The organism is Variovorax sp. Root473 (assembly GCF_001426505.1).
Lineage (GTDB): Bacteria > Pseudomonadota > Gammaproteobacteria > Burkholderiales > Burkholderiaceae_C > Variovorax.
Map to the genome: position 1 here is coordinate 299805 of NZ_LMEV01000013.1, position 21784 is coordinate 321588.

Annotated in this window: 17 protein-coding genes; 10 read left to right on the top strand and 7 right to left on the bottom strand. The window is 68.8% G+C overall.

The window, feature by feature from the left end; translation table 11 throughout:
* Window positions 1–89: 89 nt before the first annotated feature.
* Entirely contained in the window at window positions 90–701 is a 612-nt protein-coding gene (locus tag ASD34_RS07845) for a glutathione S-transferase N-terminal domain-containing protein (protein WP_056575249.1), read from the top strand.
* A gap of 378 nt (window positions 702–1079) precedes the next feature.
* On the opposite strand, the gene ASD34_RS07850 is transcribed toward ASD34_RS07845, so the two are convergent.
* The gene (locus ASD34_RS07850) at window positions 1080–1694 is read right to left on the bottom strand and encodes a glutathione peroxidase (RefSeq protein ID WP_056575252.1); all 615 of its coding nucleotides are present in this window, start codon (window positions 1692–1694) and stop codon (window positions 1080–1082) included.
* 128 nt (window positions 1695–1822) lie between these two features.
* Here ASD34_RS07850 and ASD34_RS07855 point away from each other — a divergent pair, with 128 nt between their 5' ends.
* The 3 genes from ASD34_RS07855 (at window position 1823) to ASD34_RS07865 (ending at window position 4244) form a co-directional block, all read left to right on the top strand.
* Window positions 1823–2680, top strand: coding sequence for a hypothetical protein (locus ASD34_RS07855; protein ID WP_056575255.1), 858 nt, complete (start codon window positions 1823–1825; stop codon window positions 2678–2680).
* Window positions 2681–2777: 97 nt separating this feature from the next.
* Window positions 2778–3671: an RNA polymerase sigma-70 factor gene (locus ASD34_RS07860; RefSeq protein ID WP_056575257.1), complete on the top strand. Its 894-nt coding sequence runs from the start codon at window positions 2778–2780 to the stop codon at window positions 3669–3671.
* Window positions 3672–3776: 105 nt separating this feature from the next.
* Window positions 3777–4244, top strand: a complete 468-nt coding sequence (locus ASD34_RS07865) for a carboxymuconolactone decarboxylase family protein (protein ID WP_056575262.1) — start codon at window positions 3777–3779, stop codon at window positions 4242–4244.
* A 3-nt stretch (window positions 4245–4247) separates the two neighbouring features.
* Here ASD34_RS07865 and ASD34_RS07870 read toward each other — a convergent pair whose 3' ends face one another.
* The gene (locus ASD34_RS07870) at window positions 4248–5288 is read right to left on the bottom strand and encodes a septal ring lytic transglycosylase RlpA family protein (RefSeq protein WP_235509999.1); all 1041 of its coding nucleotides are present in this window, start codon (window positions 5286–5288) and stop codon (window positions 4248–4250) included.
* Between the two features lie 202 nt (window positions 5289–5490).
* On the bottom strand, window positions 5491–8286 hold the full coding sequence (gene glnE, locus ASD34_RS07875) for a bifunctional [glutamate--ammonia ligase]-adenylyl-L-tyrosine phosphorylase/[glutamate--ammonia-ligase] adenylyltransferase (protein ID WP_056575265.1): 2796 nt from the start codon (window positions 8284–8286) through the stop codon (window positions 5491–5493).
* 25 nt (window positions 8287–8311) lie between these two features.
* On the opposite strand from glnE, the gene ASD34_RS07880 reads away from it, so the two are divergent.
* From ASD34_RS07880 to ASD34_RS07895, 4 genes are read left to right on the top strand one after another with little or no spacing between them, the layout of a single operon-like run.
* The gene (locus ASD34_RS07880) at window positions 8312–12463 is read left to right on the top strand and encodes a YhdP family protein (protein WP_056575268.1); all 4152 of its coding nucleotides are present in this window, start codon (window positions 8312–8314) and stop codon (window positions 12461–12463) included.
* Window positions 12460–13278, top strand: a complete 819-nt coding sequence (locus ASD34_RS07885) for a carbon-nitrogen hydrolase family protein (RefSeq protein ID WP_056575271.1) — start codon at window positions 12460–12462, stop codon at window positions 13276–13278. The genes ASD34_RS07880 and ASD34_RS07885 overlap by 4 nt, the downstream gene beginning before the upstream one ends.
* A gap of 2 nt (window positions 13279–13280) precedes the next feature.
* The gene (locus tag ASD34_RS07890; RefSeq protein WP_056575274.1) at window positions 13281–15350 is read left to right on the top strand and encodes a two-component system sensor histidine kinase NtrB; all 2070 of its coding nucleotides are present in this window, start codon (window positions 13281–13283) and stop codon (window positions 15348–15350) included.
* A 52-nt stretch (window positions 15351–15402) separates the two neighbouring features.
* A complete protein-coding gene (locus tag ASD34_RS07895) occupies window positions 15403–16029 on the top strand; it encodes a response regulator transcription factor (protein WP_056575277.1) in 627 nt (208 codons plus the stop codon).
* 4 nt (window positions 16030–16033) lie between these two features.
* Here the strand turns inward: ASD34_RS07895 and ASD34_RS07900 are convergent, their stop codons facing one another.
* The 3 genes from ASD34_RS07900 to ASD34_RS27860 form a co-directional block, all read right to left on the bottom strand.
* Window positions 16034–16591, bottom strand: a complete 558-nt coding sequence (locus ASD34_RS07900; RefSeq protein WP_056575280.1) for an OmpA family protein — start codon at window positions 16589–16591, stop codon at window positions 16034–16036.
* 85 nt (window positions 16592–16676) lie between these two features.
* A complete protein-coding gene (locus tag ASD34_RS07905; protein WP_056575284.1) occupies window positions 16677–17336 on the bottom strand; it encodes an OmpA family protein in 660 nt (219 codons plus the stop codon).
* A 197-nt stretch (window positions 17337–17533) separates the two neighbouring features.
* Window positions 17534–17683: a hypothetical protein gene (locus ASD34_RS27860; RefSeq protein WP_200937540.1), complete on the bottom strand. Its 150-nt coding sequence runs from the start codon at window positions 17681–17683 to the stop codon at window positions 17534–17536.
* On the opposite strand from ASD34_RS27860, the gene ASD34_RS07910 reads away from it, so the two are divergent.
* Window positions 17682–18815: a murein transglycosylase A gene (locus ASD34_RS07910; protein ID WP_056575287.1), complete on the top strand. Its 1134-nt coding sequence runs from the start codon at window positions 17682–17684 to the stop codon at window positions 18813–18815. The two genes, ASD34_RS27860 and ASD34_RS07910, sit on opposite strands and share 2 nt — an antisense overlap.
* 102 nt (window positions 18816–18917) lie before the next feature.
* Entirely contained in the window at window positions 18918–21158 is a 2241-nt protein-coding gene (locus tag ASD34_RS07915; RefSeq protein ID WP_056575289.1) for a PhoX family protein, read from the top strand.
* 42 nt (window positions 21159–21200) lie between these two features.
* Here ASD34_RS07915 and ASD34_RS07920 read toward each other — a convergent pair whose 3' ends face one another.
* Window positions 21201–21689, bottom strand: a complete 489-nt coding sequence (locus ASD34_RS07920; RefSeq protein ID WP_056575292.1) for an Lrp/AsnC family transcriptional regulator — start codon at window positions 21687–21689, stop codon at window positions 21201–21203.
* Between the last annotated feature and the right edge of the window lie 95 nt (window positions 21690–21784).

The following is a 21784-nucleotide window of genomic DNA, read 5'->3' on the forward strand; positions in this document are numbered from 1 at the left end:
CGCGGCGCGGGGGATTCGGGCGTCGTCTTTTTCCGTTCACCTAAAATGCCTGCGAACAAACGTTAACAAGCGATGGGGAGAGAGCCTTCATGAAACTGATCGGATCCGCCGCCAGTCCTTATGTGCGCAAGGTGCGCGTGGTGCTGGCCGAAAAGCGGCTCGACTACCAGTTCGTGATCGAAGACGTCTGGTCCGCCGACACCACGATCGCCCATTCGAATCCGCTGGGCAAGGTGCCGTGCCTGATCATGGAAGGCGGCGAGGCGATGTTCGACTCGCGCGTCATCGTCGAGTACATCGACACCCTGTCGCCCGTGGGCAAGCTCATTCCGCAGCAAAGCCGCGAGCGTGCCGAGGTCAAGACCTGGGAAGCGCTGGCCGACGGCGTCATGGACGCCGGCGTGCTCTGGCGCCTCGAAGCCACCTGGACCGGCCGCGCCGACGGCGAGCGCAGCGCCGCCTGGATCGAGCGCCAGCGCGCCAAGGTCGAGGACGGCGTGGCCGCCATGGCCAAGGGCCTGGGCGACAAGCCCTTCTGCAGCGGCATCCACCTGAGCCTGTCGGACATCGCGGTCGGCTGCGCGCTGGGCTGGCTGGGGCTGCGTTTTCCCGAAATCGACTGGCGCGGCGAGCACGCCAACCTGGCCCGGCTTTACGACAAGCTCATGCTGCGGCCGAGTTTCATCGACACCCAGCCCTGAAACGACAAAGCGCCCCGTGGGGCGCTTTTTTCTTGGGGCCGTTCGGGCCACCGCATGCTGGAAGGCCGAGGGGGCGCTGCGTCATCGCGGGCCCCGCTTTCGGCGGGAAGACAAAAATGCTGCGAGGCGCCCCGACACGAAGGAGGGAGGGAGGGAGGAGGAGAAGAATCGCCTCGGGATTTCAACCGGACGGCAGGCGCCCGGAAGACCTCGCAACATGAAAACCTGTGGGCCTTGGCCGCCCACGCCAAGTATGAGCGCGGGTCTTGACGCACGGTTCCCCGTCGACTGGTAAACGTTTGTGACGTGCAGTTCACATTGAAAGAGACGCATCGGTAAACAATATTACCGATGCGCTTTTTTATGAACTGATCAGTCTTAATTCGCCCCGAGCTGTTTCTCGATGACGCTCACAAAGCCGGCTTCGTCCGGCGCCGTCATGCTCGACCACGCCTGCACGACCTTGCCGTCGCGCCCGATCAGGTACTTGTAGAAGTTCCACTTCGGCGTCGTGCCCGAGGCCTGCGCGAGCTGCTTGAACAGCGGGTTGGCATCGGTGCCGCGCACGGCCGACTTGGCGAACATCGGGAATTTCACGCCGAAGGTGCTTTCACAGAAGTCGGCGATTTCCTTGTTGGAGCCCGATTCCTGCGAGAAGTCGTTCGACGGGAAGCCCAGCACCACGAGGCCGCGCGCGCGGTACTTCATGTCCAGCGCCTCCAGCCCCTTGTACTGCGGGGTGAAGCCGCAAAAACTGGCCGTGTTGACCACCAGGACCACTTTTCCAGAGTACTGGCAAAGGTCCTGGGGCTTTTCATCCTGCAGCCGCGCAAAGCTGTGCTGCAGGATCGCCGGGCACCCGGTGGCGCCCCCCGTCGCGGGCGCGGCGGGGGGGGGCTGGGCGCCCGCCGACAGGGCTGCCGCGAGGCCCGCCACGAGGGAAAAGGCCGTGGCGCAACGTCGCAACATCGACAATCGGGCGGGGGTTCGCATGACGGGCTCCTGGATCGAAAAAAGGGGGCGAATCTATGGCGCGGGCGCGCGCGTAACCACATCATCGCGCGTCTGTCACGGGCGCGCCAAACGGCCCGATTAAAATCGGCGGCCATTGAAAGACTTTGATGCTCTACCCGGAACTCTTCAGACAACTCGAATCCGTCCGCTGGGACATGGACAAGGACATTCCCTGGCAGTCGTTCGACGCGTCCTTGCTGACCGAAGAGCAGGCGCAAACCATCAAGATGAATGCCATCACCGAGTGGTCGGCGTTGCCGGCCACCGAGATGTTCTTGCGCGACAACCGGCACGATAGCGATTTCTCGGCGTTCATGTCGATCTGGTTCTTCGAAGAGCAGAAGCACTCGCTGGTGCTGATGGAGTACCTGAAGCGCTTCAGCCCGCAGCACGCGCCCACCGAGCAGGAGCTGCACGACGTGCGCTTCGACTTCGACCCCGCGCCCCCGCTCGAAACCCTCATGCTGCATTTCTGCGGCGAGATCCGCCTCAACCACTGGTACCGCCGCGCCGCCCAGTGGCACACCGAGCCGGTCATCAAGCACATCTACACCACGCTGAGCCAGGACGAAGCCCGCCACGGCGGCGCCTACCTGCGCTACATGAAGCGCGCCATGGAAAAGTTCGGCGACGAGGCCCGCGCCGCCTTCACCAAGGTCGGCGTGCTCATGGCCAGTGCGCGCCGCACCGCCCAGGCGCTGCACCCGACCAACCTGCACGTGAACAAGGCGCTGTTCCCGAACGACACCATCCAGAGCCGCATGCCCGACCCCGACTGGCTCGAGCACTGGCTGGACAAGCAGATCAAGTTCGACGCCGTCTGGGAAACCAAGGTCGGCGAGCGCATCCTGCACAACCTGAGCCTGCTGATGAACCGCAGCTTCAAGACCGTGCAGGAACTCAACCGCTACCGCAAGGAAGTCTCGGCCTCGCTGGGCCCCAAGCCCGAATACCAGGGCGCCTGAGCCGCCCCGGTCTTCGATGAAATCGCCCCGCGTGCCGGGGCGATTTTTTTTGGCCGCGGGCTGTCACAGCGCGCGGCCCTCGAACGTCTAATCGGGCATGGACGACCCGACCCTCACCTTCCACAGCCACCGCCGCCGCCTCCAGGGCATCGCCTACCGCATGCTTGGCTCCATGGCCGAGGCGGAAGAGGTGGTGCAGGACGCCTGGCTGCGCTGGCATGAGGCAGACAAGGCCAGTTTCGACAGCGCCGAAGCCTGGCTCGTGACCGTCGTCACGCGCCTGTCGATCGACCGGCTGCGCAGCGCCAAGGTCCAGCGCGAGCACTACATCGGCCCGTGGATGCCCGAGCCCACGCTCACCGGATCGCCCGACACGCCCGAAGAAACGCTAGCGCGCGCCGACAACATCTCCGTCGCGTTCCTCGCCGTGCTCGAGCGCCTGGCGCCCGAGGCGCGCGCCGCTTTTCTCATGCGCGAGGTGTTCGACGCCGACTACGACGAGATCGCCCAGACCCTGGGCAAGAGCGAGGCCGCCTGCCGCCAGCTCGTGCACCGCGCCAAGGCCCAGGTGCAGGAGGCCCGCCCGCGCTTCCAGGTCTCGCGCGAAACCCACCAGCGCCTGCTGCGCGCGTTCGCCGACGCCGCCGCACGGGGCAGCCTGCAGGACCTGAAGGCGTTGATGGCCGAGGACGTCGAACTCATCGGCGACGGCGGCGGCAAGGTGCAGACCTTCAGCAAGGTCCTGTGCGGCAGCCAACGACTGGCACAGCTGTACTTCGCGCTCTGGCGCCGCATGGGCGCCAGCGTGCGCATGGAGCTCGTCGAGCTCAACGGCGAGCCCGGCATGCTGCGCTTTCTCGATGGCCAACTCGAATCGGCCCAGACCTTCGAGATCGAGGGCGAGCGCATCGTGCGCATCCGCGCGCAGCGCAACCCCGACAAGCTGGCGCGCATCGCACAGCTGTTCGCAGCCAAGGAAAAGTCCGACTGAAGAAAAAGTCGCGCAGGCTGTCACAGGGCCAAGGGCTGGCGCGTCTTCAGGGTGTAGCCAGCAGATTTCGTTCTCTTCCTCATCAACCACCCTGGAGTACATCCCATGAGCCAAGCCCCCGCCCTCCGTCTCGCCTGGACCAAGTTCGCCCCCAAGTCCTTCCAGGCCATGATCGCCGTCAACGGCAGCTTCGAGTCGAGCACGCTCGGCAAGGTGCTGATCGACCTCGTCTTTGCCCGCGTCTCGCAGATCAACGGCTGCGCCTACTGCCTGGACATGCACGTGCGCGACCTGCGCGTGCAGGGCGAGGACTGGCAGCGCATCAACAGCCTGGCCACCTGGCGCGAGGTGAGCCTGTTCAACGAACGCGAGCGCGCCGCGCTCGACTGGGCCGAAACGCTCACGCGCCTGGCCGGCCACCACGCCGATCGCGATGCCGAGTTCGAAGCCCTGAAGGCCGTGTTCAGCGACCAGGAAATCGTCGAGCTCTCGCTCGCCGTGGCGCAGATCAACGCCTGGAACCGCCTGGGCGTGGGCCTGCGTTCGCAGGTCGTGGCCAAGGCGATGCCCTGAACCTCAGCGCCGCTCGACCACCATCGGCGCGATGCGCAGGCTGTCGCGCAGCTGCGTGACGGCGTCGCCCGCCGCGTTGCGCGACGGGAATGGGCCGGCTTGCAGGCGGTGCGTGCCGGCTTCGCTGAACACGCGCAGCTGCGAGGCCAGCGTGGGCAGGCCGCGCGCGGCCTGGTTTCTCAAGCTCTCGGCGCCGTCGCGTTCGCGGAACGCGCCGAGCTGCACCCAGAAACCGGCGGCAACGGAAGATGGTGCCGAAGGCGTCGATGACGTGGCAGGTGCGGCGAGCGGGGCCAGCGGCGCAAGGTCGGTCACCACCATCGCTTCGCGCGGGCCGGCCGGCGCCTCGGGCGCCGACGGTGCAGCGGCCATCATCGGTGTCTGCGGTGTCTGCGGTGTCACGGGCATCGTCGCCACGGGTGTGGCCGGCGCCGCAGCAGCCGTCATCGCGACCGGCGCGACCCAAGCCGATGGCACAGCCACCGGTGCCGCTGCCACCCGGATGGGCGCGGGGGCCGGCGCTGGTGCAGGTGCGGGTGCCGCGGCATAGGCCGTGCCCGCGTCGCGGCGCCAGGCGCCGGTGCGGATGTCTTCGTTGGTGATGCGCTCGATTTCCACGGGCGCCACGCCGCGCAGCAGGTCGAGCTTCAGCGCCGCCGTGTAGCTCAGGTCGATCACGCGGCCGTCCACGAAGGGGCCGCGGTCGTTCACCCGCACAATCACCTCGCGCCCGTTGGCCGGGTTGCGCACCCGCACGTAGCTGGGCAGCGGCAGCGTCTTGTGCGCGGCCGTCATGGCGTACATGTCGTAGGGCTCGCCGCTGGCGGTCGAGGCCGCATGGAACTTGCGGCCGTACCACGACGCGATGCCCGATTCGCTGAACGGCCGGTCGTCGGTGATCGGCTGGTAGCTGCGGCCCAGCACCGTGTAGGGCTTGCTGGTGCCGCCGCTGCTGCGGATGGGCTCGATGCGGGGCTCGGCGTCGGGCACGCGGTCGAGGTCGGCCGGGATGTTGCTGCCGGGGCCGTCACGCCCGCCGGCCACGCCGCCGCCGCTGCTTCGGGGTCCGCTGGCGCAGCCCGCGAGAAGTACGACGAAGGCGACCGCACACGCTGCGGCTACTCGTTGTCGATGGGGCCTGTGCCAGAAACACCGCGGAACCGGCTCTGCCGGGCCGCTGGTGTTGCCCCCGGTGAGGGGGTTGGCGAAGCGACACGCAGTGCGCGCAGCCTGGGGGTGAGCCAATTCAGCCAAAGACCGCCTTCCACAAGGCGAGCATGGCGTCGCGCTCGGCGCTCAGGGCGGGCGGCGTGACCTGCGTCGGCTCTTCGTTCAGGCGTGCGCGGTGCTGCACGCGGCGCAGCTCGCGGTAGGCCTTGGCGGCGTCGCGGCCCACGCCTTCGGGCAGCAGCCCGGCCTTCTCGGCGCGCAGCAGCAGCGCGATGTTGCCCAGGTTGGGAATCAGCTCGGGGTGCGCACCCGAGGCCGACAGCACCAGGAACTGCACCGCGAACTCGGCATCGACCATGCCGCCGGGGCTGTGCTTCACGTCGAAGCGGTCGGCCTTCACGGGGCGGGCGCCACGCAGCTTGTTGCGCATGCCGATGATCTCGGCCTTCAGCGACTCACGGTCGCGCGGGGCGACCATCACGGCCTCGCGCACCTGGTCGAAACGCGCGCCCAGCTCGGCGCCGTGGTCGGCGCTGCCGAGCACGAAGCGCGCACGCGTCATGGCCTGGTGCTCCCAGGTCCATGCGGTGTTGCTGCCGCGACCGAGCTGGTACTTTTCGTAGGCCTCGAAGCTGGTGGTGAGCAGGCCCGAATTGCCGTTGGGCCGCAGCGCGGTGTCGATCTCGAACAGGTCGCCCTCGCGTGTTTTCACCGTGAGCCAGTTGATGAGCTTGCGCACGTAGGCCGCATAGACCTCGCCGGCGCGCTCGTCGTCATCGTCGTAGACGAACACGATGTCCAGGTCGCTGCCGTACCCCAGCTCTTTGCCGCCCAGCTTGCCGTAGCCGATGATCGCGAACTGCGCCACCTCGCGGTGCCGGTTGCGCACATGCGGCCAGCACCAGCGCGCGGTCACGCGCAGCGTGGTGTCGGCCAGCGCGCTGAGGTCGTCGGCCACCTGTTCGACGGTGATGCGGCCGTCCACGTCGCGCGCCAGCGTGCGGAACACCTCGGCGTGGTGGGCGTGGCGCAGCAGGTTCAGCAGGCGCTCTTCGTCGGCCTCGCCCGTGCGCGTGAGCGAGCTGTGACGCGCTTCGAGCTCGCGCTCGAATTCCTCGGCGATGAAGCGGCCCGAGAGCATCTCGTCGCTTGCCAGTTCGTCGATCACGCCGGGGTGCTGCATGAGATAGCGTGCCGGCCATTTCGCGGCGCCCAGCAGGCGCAGCAGGCGCTCCTGCACGGCGGGGCGTTCGACCAGCAGCGCCAGGTAGCTCTCGCGGCGCATCAGCGGCTCGATCCAGTCGGCCCAGCGCATGGCGGCATCGACGTGGCGCGGCGTCTGTCCCGCGCCGTCGCCGTCGGGCTCCTTGAGCCACTGGCCGGTGCGTTGCACCAGCTGGCGCAGGCGGCCGCGGGTTTCTTCGCGCAGGGCCAGCACGCGCGGCGTTTCGCACCAGTCGCGGATGCGCTCGGCAAACACCGGCGGCAGGTCGTCGAGCAGATCGACCAGGTCGGCGGGTGCGGCGGATTTCTTGCCGTTGCACTTGCCGTTGCAGGGCTTCTCGCCGCCCAGCAGCTTGTCGAATTCCTGAGCCACGAACTCGCGGTGCGTGTCGAGCTGTTCCAAGAAGGGGCAGCAGTCGGCATAGCCCATCGACTGCGCGATCCAGCGCAGGTCGTCGTCGTTGACCGGCAGCACATGGGTCTGCTGATCGTCCAGGTACTGGATGCGGTGCTCCACGCGGCGCAGGAATTCGTAGGCCGCGGCGAGCGTGTCGGCCGTGTCCTGCGGCATGAGGTTGGCGCGCGCCAGCCGCTGCAGCGCGTCGAGCGTGGGCCGCGTGCGCAGCTCGGGGAACTGGCCGCCGCGCACCACCTGCAGCAGCTGCACGGTGAATTCGATTTCGCGGATGCCGCCGCGCGAAAGCTTCACGTCGTTGGCGCGCTCGGGGCGTCCGGCGCTGCGGCGCGCCGACTGCTCGCGGATCTGGCGATGCAGGATGCGCAGCGAATCGAACACGCTGTAGTCGAGGTAGCGGCGGAACACGAAGGGCAGCACCACGGTGCGCAGCGCCTGGGCCTGGCCCTCCTGCACCACGGCGCGTGGCGCGACCACGCGGCTCTTCATCCAGGCAAAGCGCTCCCATTCGCGGCCCTGCACCTGGAAATATTCTTCGAGCGCATCCAGCGAGACCACGCTGGGCCCCGAGTTGCCGTTGGGCCGCAGCGCCAGGTCGACGCGGAACACGAAGCCGTGCTCGGTCACGTCGCCCACCAGCGCGTAGATGCGCTTCACGGCCCGCGCAAAGTACTCCTGGTTCGACAGCTTGCCGCGCCCGTCGGCATCGCCAGCCGTGTCGCCGTCGACGTCGTACAGGTAGATGAGATCGATGTCGCTGGACACATTGAGTTCGCGCGCGCCGAGCTTGCCCATGCCGATCACCCACAGCTGCGAGCGCTGGCCCTCGGGGCCGAGCGGCGCGCCGTGCTGGGCGTCGAGTTCATGGCAGGCATCCTGGCAGGCGATGTCGAGCGCGAGTTCGGCCAGCTCGGTGACGGCCGTGGTCACCACCGCGAGCGGCGCCTGCTGATCGCAATCGAGTGTGACCAGACGTTCCATGACGAGCTGGCGCACGATGCGCAAGGCATCGCCGACGGCCACCCCGCGCGTGCGCAGGGCGTCGTAGGCGACGGTCATCGATTCGCGCCGGGGCTCGCCGGGCGGCAGCAATTCAAGCTCGGCCGCATAGCGGCGACGCAGTCGCTGGACGAATCGGGAACTGGAAGAAAACGCGGAAGGCGTCGGAATGGATGGCAACTGATTCACACTGGTGTGGGTTGGCGCGGAACCCGGCTCTAGGCTGGCGGTCATAATTCCCGACACAGCGCGATCCTCAATGAACGACACGGCGTCTTCCCCTTCACGTCTGCTCCAAATCACCGCTGTGACAGCGCGCTGGCTATTGGGTCTGCTCTTCGCTGCGTGGCTTCTGCTGGCGCTGTCAGTCGTGGTCCTGCACGCGTGGATTGTGCCGCGAATCGGCGATTTTCGCGGTGCACTCGAGGCGCAGGCTAGCAAGGCCATCGGTGTCCCGGTGCGTATCGGCGCCATCACCGCCCGTTCCGAAGGGCTATTTCCGGCCTTCGAATTGCGCGACGTGGTGCTGCAGGACGCAGACCAGCGCGAGGCCCTTCGCCTCGTGCGGGTGGTGGCGAGCGTGTCGCCGCGATCACTGTGGCGCCTGAATTTCGAGCAGCTCTACATCGAGGGCCCGCAGCTCGACGTACGCCGCGACACTCAGGGAAAACTCCATGTGGCGGGATTGCACATGGAGACCGACACCACCGGAGAGACCCGCGCCGCCGACTGGTTTTTTGGGCAGCGCGAGTTCGTCATCGAAGGCGGCACCGTGCGCTGGACCGACGAGCAGCGCCGCGCCGAACCGCTGTTGCTGACCGACGTGCGCTTCGTGTCCCGCAATGGCTCGCGTCGCCACGGCCTGCGGCTGGACGCCACGCCGCCGGCCGGCTGGGGCGAGCGCTTCACGCTGCGCGGCCAGTTTCGCCAGCCGCTGCTGTCGATCCGCCGCGGCCACTGGCAGACCTGGAACGGCCAGCTCTATGCCGACCTGCCCCACATCGATGTCACCCGGCTGGGGCAGTACGTCTCGCTCGACGCGCGCATCCGCGAAGGCAACGGCGCGCTGCGCCTGTGGGCCGACGTGGACGACGGGCGCATCGTTGGCGGCGCGGCCGACCTCGGGCTGGACCGCGTCGACGCCTCGCTCGGCAAGGGGCTCCAGCCGCTGGTGCTGCGCGCCGTCACCGGCCGCCTGGCGGGGCACCTGAACGCCGACACCTTCGAGTTCTCGACCACCGCACTGCAGTTCGACACCGCCGATGGCATGCGCTGGCCCGGCGGCAATCTGTGGCTGCAGCACACGCCGGCCAAGGGCCGCACGCCCGAGCAGGGCGCGCTGAAGGCCGACCGGCTCGACTTGGCCGCGCTGGCGCTCATCGCCGACCGGCTGCCGCTGGGCGAGGCCACGCACCGCGTGCTGGGCGCCTATGCGCCGCGCGGCCTCGTCGAACGCATCGACATGAACTGGCAGGGCGCACCCGACGCGATCGCGCGCTACCAGGCCAAGGGCCGGGTCAGTGGCCTGCGCGTGGCGTCGCAGCCGGCGCCGGCCGTGCAGAGTACGCCGGCGCCGGCGGGCACCCCTGCTGCGCCGCCGCGCGTGCACCCCGGCACGCCCGGCCTCAGCGGCGCCACGCTCGACTTCGACGCCAGCCACACCGGTGGTACCGCCACGCTGGCCATGGCCAAGGGCACGCTCGAATTCCCCGGCGTGTTCGAAGACCCGGTGATTCCCATCGACCGGCTCTCGACCCAGCTGCAGTGGAAGCTCGACAACGGCGCCATGCAGGTGCAGATGTCGAAGCTGCGCTTTGCCAACACCGACGCCGAAGGCGAGGCCGAGGCCAACTGGCGCACGAGCGAGCCCACCACCTCGAACAGCCGCGCGCAGTACCCCGGCGTGCTCGACCTGCAGGGCAAGCTCACGCGCGCCGACGGCACCCGCGTGTTCCGCTATCTGCCGCTCGACATTCCGCAGCACACGCGCGACTACGTGCGCGAGTCGGTCGTCAAGGGCACGGCCAGCACGGTCGATTTCCGCGTGCGCGGCGACCTGCACGACATGCCCTTCATGGACCCGAAGCAGGGCGAGTTCCGCATCGCGGCCAAGGTGTCGGACGTGCACTACGCCTACGTGCCGCCGTCGCTCGCGGCCGCCACCGCGGCGCCGCCATCGCGCACCGGCCCGCCCGCCGCGCCGCCGCCCGTGTGGCCGGCGCTCACCGGCGTGTCGGGCGAGCTGGTGTTCGAGCGCGCGGGCATGCTGGTGCGCAACGCGCGCGGACGCATCGCGGGCGCGCCCGGTGTCGAGGTCACGAAGGCCGAGGCGCAGATCGCCGACATGTCGCACCACGCTGCGCTGCTGCGCGTCGATGCGCAGGCCAGGGGGCCGCTGGGCGAGGTGCTGCGCGCCGGCGCGCCGCTGGCCGGCGAGGCCGGGCCCTTCCTGCAGCGCGCGCGCGCCACCGGCTCGGCCGACTACAAGCTGCACCTCGACCTCCCGCTGGACAACGTCAACAACACGAAGGTGCAAGCGACCGTGGCGCTGGCCGACAACGAGCTGCAGGTGGTGCCCGAGGCGCCGCCGTTCACGCAGGCGCGCGGCACGCTCAGCTTCACCGACACCGGCTTCTCGCTGGCCGGCGTGCAGGCCCGGCTGCTGGGCGGCGACGTGCGGGTCGAAGGCAAGGGGCGCTTCAGCGGACCTCAGCGCGAACTGGCGCTGAAGGCGCAGGGCACGGTCAGCGCCGAGGGCCTGCGCGGCGCGCGCGAGGTCGACTGGCTCGCGCGCCTGGCCAGGCAGGCCACCGGCAGCACGCCGTACGCCGCCACCTTCTCGATGCGCGACGACACGCCCGAGTTCTCGCTCACCAGCAGCCTGCAGGGGCTGGCGCTGCAGTTGCCTACGCCGCTCGTGAAGAGCGCCGAAGAACAGATGCCATTGCGCATCGAAAAGAAGGTGCTCACGCGCGACGCCCGCCACGGCGCCACGCAGGATCAGCTCTCGCTCGAACTCGGCCGCATCGGCTCGATGCAGTACGTGCGCGAGCTCTCGACCACGGGCGAGGCGCGCGTGCTGCGCGGCGGCATCGGCATCGGGCTGGCGCCCGGCGAGACGGCGCTGCCGCCCGACCGCGGCGTGTTCGCCAACGTCAACGTCGCCAAGCTCGACATGGGCGCCTGGCAGACGCTGGTGGGTGCCAGCGCCGCGGCCGCCGCCGGCGGGGAACGCGCCGGCGATCCCGACCTGGCCTACCTGCCCACGCGCATCGCGGTGCGTGCGCAGCAACTTGGCATTGCCGGCCGCACCCTGCACAACGTGGTGCTCGGCGGCACGCGCGAAGGCGCGCTGTGGCGCGCCAACGTCGACGCCAGTGAACTGAGCGGCTACGCCGAGTACAGCCACAGCCAGGACGGCCGGCTCTACGCGCGGCTCGCGCGCCTGAAGATCGCGCCGACCGAGGCCACGCAGGTCGAGACCCTGCTCGACGAGCAACCCGGCACCTTGCCGGCGCTGGACATCGTGGTCGACGACTTCGAATTGCTTGGCAAGCGCCTGGGGCGCGCCGAGATCGACGCCGTCAATCGCGGCGGGCGCGAATGGCTGCTCAACAAGCTCGTCTTCACCGTGCCCGAGGCCACCTTCACCGCCAAGGGCACCTGGGCCGCGCCGGCGGGCGGCGGCGCAAGCGCCGGCCAGCGCCGCACCACGGCCATGAATTTCAAACTCGACATCGCCGACGCCGGCGACCTGCTCACGCGCTTCGGCATGCCGGGCGTGCTGCGGCGCGGCAAGGGCCGGCTCGAAGGCGAGGTCAACTGGCGCGGCTCGCCGTTCTCGCTCGACTACCCGAGCCTGGGCGGCCAGTTGCAGGTCGACGTGGAACAGGGCCAGTTCCTCAAGGCCGACCCGGGCCTGGCCAAGCTGCTGGGCGTGCTGAGCCTGCAGGCGCTGCCGCGCCGGCTCACGCTCGATTTCCGCGACGTGTTCAGCCAGGGCTTCGCCTTCGACTTCATCCGCGGCGACGCCAAGATCAACAAGGGCATCGCGAGCACCAACAACCTGCAGATGAAGGGCGTCAACGCCGCCGCGCTCATGGACGGCTCGGCCGACATCGTGCGCGAGACGCAGAACCTGCGCGTGGTGGTGGTGCCCGAGATCAACGCCGGCACCGCGGCGCTGGTGGCCACGGCCATCAACCCGGCCATCGGCCTGGGCACCTTCCTCGCGCAGTGGGTGCTGAGCAAGCCGCTCGCGGCCGCCGCCACGCAGGAGTTCCACGTCGAAGGCACCTGGGCCGATCCGAAGATCGCCAAGGTGGCGCGCTCGCTGCAGCTGCCCGGCCTGCCGGGCGTGTCGGGCGCACCCGCGGCCGGCGAAGGCAGGAAAACGGAGACCACGCAATGAAAGTCGCAGCCATCCAGATGGTGTCCGCCATCACCCGCGAAGCCAATCTCGTGCGCGCCCATGCGCTGCTCGGGCAGGCGGCGCGCGACGGCGCCGAGCTCGCGGTGCTGCCCGAGTATTTCTGCATGATGGGCGCGCGCGACACCGACAAGCTCGGCCTGCGCGAGACCGCCGGCGCCGGCACGGTGCAGGGCTTCCTGGCCGACGCGGCGCGCGAGTTCGGCCTGTGGATCGTCGGCGGCACGTTGCCCATCGAGAGCGACGACGCCGATCACGTCTTCAACAGCTCGCTGGCCTTCTCGCCCGACGGCCAATGCGTGGCGCGCTACGACAAGATCCACCTGTTCTTCTTCGACAACGGCACCGAGCGCTACGACGAGCGCCGCGTCATCGCGCCGGGCGCGCAGCCCGTCGTGTTCGACCTGCCCTCGCGCGACGGCCACACCTGGCGCGTCGGCATGAGCGTCTGCTACGACCTGCGCTTTCCCGAGCTGTACCGCGCGCTGGCGGGGCAGGGCGCCGATTTGTTGCTGGTGCCCAGCGCTTTCACGCGCACGACCGGCGCGGCGCACTGGGAGGTGCTGCTGCGCGCACGGGCCATCGAGAACCTGGCCTGGGTGGTCGCGCCCGCGCAGGGCGGCACGCACGAGAACGGCCGCCAGACCTGGGGCCAGTCGCTGGTCATCGACCCCTGGGGCACGGTGGTGGCGCAGCAGGCCGCCGAAGAGGGCGTGGTGCTGTTCGACCTCGACGCCCGGCAGGTCGAGCGCACGCGTGCCCAGCTGCCCGCGCTGTCGCACCGCGTGCTCGCCTGACGATGGCCGACGAGGCGCTCGACCTTCCCGCACCGCCGCCGCCGCAACAGCAGCAGCGCCGGGGGTGGGGCGTCGCCTTCGCGCGCCTGCGCTCGCTGTGGCAGCGCTGGTTCCTCTGGCTGCTGCTGGCGGTGCTGGTGTCGGCGCTGCTGGTCACCGTCGTGTGGCTGGCCGGGCGGCACGAGGTCGAGCAGGTGCAGGCTGCGCTGGAGCGCGACACCGCCGATGCCGTCGTCGACCTGCGCAGCGGCCTGCAGCGCAACGCCCAGAGCCTGCGCGCCACGCTCGCGCCGGGCATGGAGCGCGAGCACTGGGTCGACCGCGCGGCGGCGCAGCTGCGCGAGCACCGCGAATGGCTGCGGCTCGAATGGCGCGATGCGCAGCTGCGCCCCGTCGAGGCCGTGAACACGCCCTACCGCATGCGCATCCTCGAGGAGAGCAACCGCGGCCCCGCGCAGTCCGACGTGGCGCTGGCCTGCGCCACGGCACGCAAGGCCGGCGCGCCCGCCTACTCGCCCAGCCACTACGTGCCGGTGGCGGGCGGCGGCGGTGTCGAGGTGATGGAGCTGTGCCTGCCGATGGACGGCGGCGACTACCTGGTGGCGAGTTATTCGCTGCGCGACACGCTGGTCGAGCTGGTCGGTCCCACGCTCACGCGCGGCCAGGAGGTCGCCTTCACCGAGGCCGACGGCACGCGGCTGGTGGCGCTGGGCACCTCGCGGCGCATCGGCACGCGCGTGTTCACCGCGCAGCAGCGCATCGACCTGCCGGGCGCCTCGCTCATGCTGCGCGTGGACGGCTGGCGCGCCGCGCCCGACCTGTTCCCGAACATGCTCACGGCGCTGGTCACGGCGATCTCGATCGCGCTCGTGTCGGTGCTCGTGCTGCTGGCGCGCGACACCCGCCGCCGCCTGCGCGCCGAGCGCGACCTGGCCGACGCGCTGGCCTTTCGCAAGGCGATGGAAGACTCGGTCATCACCGGCCTGCGCGCGCGCGACCTGCAGGGCCGCATCACTTACGTCAACCCGGCCTTTTGCGAGATGGTCGGCTTCACGCCCGAAGAGCTCATGGCCGACAGCGTCGAGGCGCCCTACTGGCCCACCGAACTGGCGCACGAGTACCACCTGCGCCAGACGCGCCGCTTCGCCGGCGGCCTGCCGCCGCGCGAGGGCTTCGAGTCGGTCTTCATGCGCAAGGACGGCACGCGCTTTCCGGTGCTGATCTTCGAGGCACCGCTGATCAACGCGCACAAGGTGCAGACCGGCTGGATGAGCGCCTTCATCGACGTGAGCGAGCAGCGCCGCGTCGAGGAGATTTCGCGTGCCAGCCAGGAGCGCCTGCAGGCCAGCGCGCGCCTGGCCACGGTGGGTGAGATGGCCTCGCTGCTGAGCCACGAACTCACGCAGCCGTTGGCCGCCATTGCCAGCTACGCCACCGGTTCGCTCAACCTGCTCGGGCCCGAAGCGAAGGGCGAGCAGGCCGAAGTGGCCATGGCCGTGAAGCGCATCGCCGAGCAGGCCGACCGCGCGGGCCAGGTCATTCGCAGCGTGCACGACTTCGTGCGCCGGCGCGACCGCATGCGCGAGGCCGTGGCGCCGCAGGCACTCATCGACGCCGTGCTGCCGCTGGTGCGGCTGCAGGCGCGCAAGCTCGACGTGTCGATCGAGGTCGTCTTCGAAGAGCGCCTGCCCGCCGTGGTGTGCGACCGCACGCTGGTCGAGCAGGTGCTGCTGAACCTCGCGCGCAATGCCATGCAGGCCATGGACAGCCCCGACAGCACCGGCACCCGCCTGTTGCGCCTGCGCGTGGCGCGCGCCCTGCCCGTGGGCGCCACCGTGCCGGCCGACGGCCGGCGCTGGCTCGAGTTCTCCGTGGCCGACCTGGGCTGCGGCATCAGCGACGACGTGGCGGCGCGCCTGTTCACGCCCTTCTTCACCACGCGCGCCGATGGCATGGGCCTGGGCCTGAGCCTGTGCCGCACCGTGGTGGAGCAGCACGGCGGCGCGCTGATGTTCGAGCCCAACCGCCCCCGGGGCACGGTCTTCAGGTTTACCCTTCCCGCTGCGGGATAGCCGCCTTTTTCTTCTTCTTCTTCGTTTTCTCTGTTCCGCTGGACCTCATGGCATGCAACCGCTGATCGATGGCTTGATCTTTATCGTGGACGACGACGCCAGCGTGCGCGAGGCGCTGGCCTGGCTGCTGCGTTCGCGCCGCCTGGCCAGTGAGCACTTCGGCAGTGCCGAGGCCTTCGAGCAGTACCTGACCGAGGTGTCGCTGCCCGATCAGCCGCGCTGCCTGCTGCTGGACGTGCGCATGCCCGGCATGAGTGGCTTGGTGCTGTTCGACCGGCTGGCCGAACGCGGCCTGCTGGCCGAGATGCCGGTGATCTTCCTGACCGGCCATGCCGACGTGCCGACCGCCGTCGAGGCGGTCAAGCGCGGAGCCTTCGACTTTTGCGAGAAGCCGTTCTCGGACAACGCGCTGGTCGACCGCATCGAGCAGGCGCTGGGCATGTCGCAGCGCGCCCTCGAAGTGCAGCGCGTGCGCCGCGGCCTGGCCGGCCGCATCGCCGAACTGACCGACCGCGAGCGCGACGTGATGCGGCTCGTGGTCGAGGGCCTGCCGAACAAGCTCATCGCCGACCAGCTCGCGATCAGCGTGCGCACGGTGGAGGTCCACCGCGCACGCGTGTTCGAGAAGATGGAAGTGAAGTCGGCGGTCGAGCTGGCCAACCGCCTGCGGGACCTTTAGAAGGTCAGATTTTTTCTGCGACGAAGATTTCGACGCGGCGGTTTTGCGCGCGGCCTGCAGCCGTGCCGTTGTCCGCCAGCGGCTCGCGCGAACCGCGGCCGTCGGTGGTGATCACGGTGGTCGACACGCCGCGGCCCACCAGGTGGTTGCGCACGCTGTCGGCACGGCTCACCGAGAGGCGCTCGTTGCCTTCTTCGCTGCCGGTGCTGTCGGTGTGGCCGACCACGCGCAGGCTGGCGGTGGTGGCGCTCTTCAGGCCTTCGGCGACCTTGTCCAGCACCTGCGCCAGGTTGCGCTTGACGTTGGAACGGCCCGTGTCGAACGAGAGTTCATTCGGAATCACCACGTGAAGCTGGTTGTCGGCGGTCTGCTCGATCACCACGCCCGTGCCCTTGGTGGAGCTTTCGAGCTCGGCCTTCAGCGCGTCCAGGCGGGCGGTCCAGCTGTTGGCCGGAGCGGCCTGCTGTGCGGCCGGTGCTTCGGCCGGTGGGGTCGACGATGCACAACCCGCGATGAACAACACAGCGGCCAGGGCCGCGCTAGACACAACAAACTTCCTCATGAATTTTCCCTCTGCTTGGACCAATGAAAACTGAAGCGGGAACCGGCCGTTCGATGCGGCGGCCGGTTTCCCGGTGGGGCTGCGATCAGCCGCGCGGTGCGCGCTCGCCCACGTAGATCTCGACGCGGCGGTTCTGTGCCCGGCCGGCGTCGCTGTTGTTGTCGGCCACCGGCTCGTGCGAGCCACGGCCTTCGATGCGGAACGCCGCGGCGCTCACGCCGCGTGCCACCAGGTAGTCGCGCGTGCTGGCGGCGCGGTCCACCGACAGCGGGTTGTTGATGGCGTCGGAGCCGGTGCTGTCGGTGTGGCCGATGATGCGCACCTCGGCGTTCGGGTTGTTGCGCAGGCCGTTGGCGAACTGGTCGAGCACGGGCGCGAAGTTCGACTTGATGTTGGAGCGGCCCACGTCGAACGACACGTCGCTCGGAATCGCGAGCTTGAGCTCGTTGTTGGCCGTCTGCGTCACGGCCACGCCGGTGCCCTGCGTGGCGGCTTCCATCTGGCGCTTCTGGTTTTCCATGCGCTGCGACCACAGGTAGCCGCCGAGCGCACCGGCGGCCGCACCGACCACGGCGCCCGTGCCGATGGCACCACGGTTGCCGCCCGTGGCCGAGCCGATGGCGGCACCGCCGAGTGCACCAATGCCGGCGCCGATGCCGGTGTTGCGTTGCGTGTCAGTCATGCCGCCGGCGCAACCGGACAAGACGAGGGCTGCTGCAGTGGTAGCAAGAACGAACTTTTTCATGGTGATCCCTTTCAAGGTTGAATCAAGCGGGCCACAGCTTAGCCCCCGACGGGTCCCCGATGGTACGTGCTCAAAGCCCTACGGAAAATAAGAAAACTTTCGCCATCGCCCGTGAATACTGCGATGATTGCTACTAAAGTTGTAGCAACAGGGGGCTTGTCCGACAACGGGCCGCGCCGTGCGGCTACACAAGCAATTCACGCTTTCGGCGGTCGGTCCCCGTCGGGACGCTCGGCGTCGGCCTCGTCATTCAATTCACCCTTGTCGCGCCCGGAAAACATGGTCCACCAGATGATCAAGATCAGGACAAGTCCCGCGGCGAGGGCTTCAAGCAGAATCAAACCCATGAGAAATGGACTCCAGTGGCTGGTGGGGCTTGCGATCGTAGCAACGCTCGCCGGCTGTTCCCTCGGCCCCCGCGCCCCCGAAGCCCCCGCCCGACCCACCGTCACCCCGCCGCGCGACCTCGGTCCGCTGACCGGGTCGCTTGCGCATCCGAAGAGCCGCTGGGTGCCCGTGGGCTGGTCCGAACTGCCGGGCTTCAGCGAAGACCCGCTGCATGAGGCGTGGATTGCGCTGCTCGCCAACTGCGCGCGTCCCAACGCCGCCTTTGCGCCGCTGTGCCGCGATGTGCGCCAGCTCGCCATCGCCACGCCCGAAGAGCAGCGGCGATGGATGACCGACCGGCTGCAGCCCTACCGCGTCGAATCGCTCGCGGGCCAGAGCGAAGGCAAGCTCACCAGCTACTACGAGCCCGTGTACGAAGCTTCGCGCGTGCCCGCGGCCGGCTTCAGCGTGCCGCTGTACCAGGCGCCCAACGGCCTCGTGCCCAAGCGCCCCTGGTTCACGCGCCAGGAAATCGAAACCCTGCCCGAGGCCCAGGCCGCGCTGCGCGGCCGCGAGATCGCCTGGATGGCCGACCCCATTGACGCGCTCATGCTGCACATCCAGGGCTCGGGCCGGTTGCGCATCACCGAGGCCAACGGCTACCAGCACACGGTGCGCGTGGCCTACGCCGCCACCAACGAGCAGCCCTACCGCAGCGTGCAGCAGTGGCTCATGAGCCAGGGCGTGAGCAAGGTCGGCAAGTGGCCCGACGACACCAAGGCCTGGGCCGCGCAGAACCCGCAGCGCGTGTCGCAGATGTTGTGGAGCAATCCGCGCTACGTGTTCTTCCGCGAAGAAACGATGAGCGAGTTCGACGCCGCCTTCGGACCGCGCGGCGCGCAAGGCGTGCCGCTCACGGCGGGGCGCTCCATCGCTGTCGACCGCGAGAGCATTCCCTACGGCACGCCGGTCTGGCTCGCATCGAGCGGCCCGGCCGCGCAGCTGCAGAAGCTGGTGGTGGCGCAGGACACCGGCAGCGCCATCGTGGGCGCCGTGCGCGCCGACTACTTCGCCGGCACCGGCGCCGAGGCCGGCCGGCTGGCCGCGAGCGTGAACCAGCCGCTGCGGCTGTGGGCGCTGTGGCCCAAGTAGTAAGACTTACGAAGTAATCGAACCGTCACTGCGAATTCACGGGGATGTCACGGGCGATTTCTAGCATGGGGCGTTTTTCTCCAACACCCCACGAGATCCTCCATGTCAGACCGCATCGATTTCAACGACGAAGACTCCAACCGCTCCGCCAATCCCACATTCGACAGCGTGCTGACCAGCCGTCTCAACCGGCGTGGCCTGCTGCTGGGCGGCGTCGGCTCTGCCGTGCTGACTGCTTGCGGCGGCGGCAATGGCGGCGGCGTCGCGTTTCCCATCATTCCTCCAGCGCCTGCGCCCGCGCCGGCCCCCGCACCTGCGCCGGCGACCGAGAAGCTGCTGGGCTTCGGCGCCGTGCCCAAGAGCCTGGCCGACAGCGTGCTCATTCCCGCCGGCTACAGCGCCAGCGTCCTGTATGCGCTGGGCGATCCCTTGACCGGCGCCACGCCGGCCTATGCCAATGACGGCACCGACACCGACTTCGAGAACCGCGGCGGCGACCACCACGACGGCATGGAATGGTTCGGCCTGGGCGCCGACGGCAAGCGCTCCGACGCGAGCATCGATCGCGGCCTTCTTGCGGTGAACCATGAGGCGACCACCGACGAAAAGCTTTCCTCGTTCTTCCTGCACGCCAATGGCGGCACCACCACGCTGCCCCGTCCGGCGGCGGAAGTGGACAAGGAAGTCGCCGTTCACGGCATTGCGGTTCTCGAGGTGCGCAAGAACGGCGCCGGCAAGTGGAGCTACGTCCAGGACTCGGCCTTCAACCGCCGTGTCACGCCCCTGACCGAGATCGACATCGCCGGCCCCGCCAAGGGCGACGCGCTGATGAAGACCAAGTACTCGCCCACCGGCGTGAAGACGCGCGGCACGCTCAACAACTGCGGCACCGGCAAGACGCCTTGGGGCACCTTCCTGACCGGCGAAGAAAACTGGGGCGGCTACTTCACCCGCGCAGCGGGCGACGATGCCGCACGCAGCAACGACAAGAGCGTGGCCTCGCTCAAGCGCTACGGCCGTGCGGCGGGCGCGACCAGCCGCCATGGCTGGGAAACCGGCGGTGCGGACGACAAGTACCAGCGCTGGAACATCAGCAAGACCGGTGCTTCCGTCGACGGCACGGACGACTACCGCAACGAGATGAACGGCATGGGCTTCGTCGTCGAGTTCGACCCGTACAACAAGTCGAAGCTGGGCGTCAAACGCACCGCGCTGGGCCGCTACGCACACGAGAGCATCGCATTCAGCAAGCCGGTCGTGGGCCAGAAGGTGGCCTGCTACATGGGCGACGACGCGCGCAACGAGTACTTCTACAAGTTCGTTTCGGATGCGGTCTGGTCCGAGGCCGATGCCCATCCGGCCGATCCGCTCGCCACCGGCGCCAAGTACCTGGACAAGGGCACGCTCTACGTGGCGCGCTTCGAGGCCGACGGCGCCGGCAGCTGGCAGGAGCTGTCGCTGTCGAACCCCGCGGTGGCAGGCTTCGGCGGCTATTCGTTCGCGAACCTGGCCGACGTGGTGGTCAACGCGCGCCTTGCGGCCGACGCTGCCGGCGCCACCAAGATGGACCGCCCCGAGTGGTGTGCCACCAACCCGGCCAACGGCGAGGTCTACCTCACGCTGACCAACAACAGCAACCGGCGCATCGAACCGGCCTCGTCGTCGCAGCTGGCTCCCGATCCGGCCAACCCGCGTGTCTACACCGACTTCAAGGGCACGGAGGCGCAATCCGGCAATCCGAACGGCCACATCCTGCGCATGGCCGATGCCGGCGGCAATCCGGCGAGCACCAGCTTCCGCTGGGACGTCTACGCCTTCGGCGCCGAGTCGGGCGCCAATGCCGACACAGTCAATCTCTCGAAGCTCACCGCCGACCAGGACTTCTCCAGCCCCGACGGCCTGGTGTTCAGCCACTCGACCGGCATCTGCTGGATCCAGACCGACGACGGCGCCTACACCGACGTGACCAACTGCATGATGCTGGCCGCGCTGCCGGGCCAGGTCGGCGACGGTGCCAAGAAGACCCTGACCTACCAGCGCGCGGACAGCTCGCAGTACACGGTCGACACCATGATCGGCAAGCAGCCGACGGCGGACACGCTCAAGCGCTTCCTGGTCGGCCCATCGAGTTGCGAGCTCACCGGCCTCTGCGAAACGCCCGACGGCAAGGCGATCTTCGTCAACATCCAGCACCCGGGCGAAAGCACCAAGCAAGTCAACCTGGCGGATCCTGCGAAGTACGCCAGCCAGTGGCCTTCCAACGCGGGCTACGGTGCAGGCAAGCGCCCGCGCTCGGCAACCATCGTCATCACCAAGGATGACGGCGGACGCATCGGCAGCTGACGACGGTGTTGAGCAGGGCCGACCGCCGACGGGCGGCCTTGCTCACCCTTTCGGCAGAACAAGCGGCGCTGCTGGCAACGGCAGCGCCGTTTTGTATCTGACCTGCTTCAACGCAAAGCTCGAGCGGATCTTCTCGATCCCCGGAATCGGCGTGAGCTGCTCCATGATGAACCGCTCCAGCGCCGCCATGTCGGCCACGGCAATGCGGATCAGGTAGTCGCTGTCGCCGGTCATCAGGTAGCACTCCATCACCTCGTCGTGCTCGGCGATGCGCTGCTCGAAGTCGGCCAGCGACTGCTTGCTCTGCGTGGTCAGGCTGATCGAGATGAACACGTTGAGCCCCAGCCCCAGCGCCTTGGCGTTCGCCAGCGCCACATAGCGGTCGATCACGCCGCTGGTCTCCAGCACCTTCACGCGCGCCAGGCAGGGCGAGGGCGACAGGTGCACGCGGCGCGCGAGTTCGACGTTGGACAGGGCGCCGTCGCGTTGCAGCTCGTCGAGAATGCGCAGGTCGATGGCATCGAGTTCCATGAAATTCCGTGAAGCTTTGCAATCGCGGAATTTTATGCTTTCGAATAGCCATGAAATCGAAGGTGCCGGTAGCTAATTTTCCCGCGGGCGGCTTA

Bases quoted from the DNA above. Each gene is read 5' to 3' on its own strand.
- glnE (WP_056575265.1), bottom strand. From the start codon at position 8,286: ATGACCGCCAGCCTAGAGCCGGGTTCCGCGCCAACCCACACCAGTGTG.
- ASD34_RS07855 (WP_056575255.1), top strand. From the start codon at position 1,823: ATGCTCTACCCGGAACTCTTCAGACAACTCGAATCCGTCCGCTGGGAC.
- ASD34_RS07860 (WP_056575257.1), top strand. From the start codon at position 2,778: ATGGACGACCCGACCCTCACCTTCCACAGCCACCGCCGCCGCCTCCAG.
- ASD34_RS07915 (WP_056575289.1), top strand. From the start codon at position 18,918: ATGTCAGACCGCATCGATTTCAACGACGAAGACTCCAACCGCTCCGCC.
- ASD34_RS07890 (WP_056575274.1), top strand. From the start codon at position 13,281: ATGGCCGACGAGGCGCTCGACCTTCCCGCACCGCCGCCGCCGCAACAG.
- ASD34_RS07920 (WP_056575292.1), bottom strand. From the start codon at position 21,689: ATGGAACTCGATGCCATCGACCTGCGCATTCTCGACGAGCTGCAACGC.
- ASD34_RS07845 (WP_056575249.1), top strand. From the start codon at position 90: ATGAAACTGATCGGATCCGCCGCCAGTCCTTATGTGCGCAAGGTGCGC.
- ASD34_RS07905 (WP_056575284.1), bottom strand. From the start codon at position 17,336: ATGAAAAAGTTCGTTCTTGCTACCACTGCAGCAGCCCTCGTCTTGTCC.
- ASD34_RS07850 (WP_056575252.1), bottom strand. From the start codon at position 1,694: ATGCGAACCCCCGCCCGATTGTCGATGTTGCGACGTTGCGCCACGGCC.
- ASD34_RS07895 (WP_056575277.1), top strand. From the start codon at position 15,403: ATGCAACCGCTGATCGATGGCTTGATCTTTATCGTGGACGACGACGCC.
- ASD34_RS07880 (WP_056575268.1), top strand. From the start codon at position 8,312: ATGAACGACACGGCGTCTTCCCCTTCACGTCTGCTCCAAATCACCGCT.
- ASD34_RS07865 (WP_056575262.1), top strand. From the start codon at position 3,777: ATGAGCCAAGCCCCCGCCCTCCGTCTCGCCTGGACCAAGTTCGCCCCC.
- ASD34_RS07910 (WP_056575287.1), top strand. From the start codon at position 17,682: ATGAGAAATGGACTCCAGTGGCTGGTGGGGCTTGCGATCGTAGCAACG.
- ASD34_RS27860 (WP_200937540.1), bottom strand. From the start codon at position 17,683: ATGGGTTTGATTCTGCTTGAAGCCCTCGCCGCGGGACTTGTCCTGATC.
- ASD34_RS07885 (WP_056575271.1), top strand. From the start codon at position 12,460: ATGAAAGTCGCAGCCATCCAGATGGTGTCCGCCATCACCCGCGAAGCC.
- ASD34_RS07900 (WP_056575280.1), bottom strand. From the start codon at position 16,591: ATGAGGAAGTTTGTTGTGTCTAGCGCGGCCCTGGCCGCTGTGTTGTTC.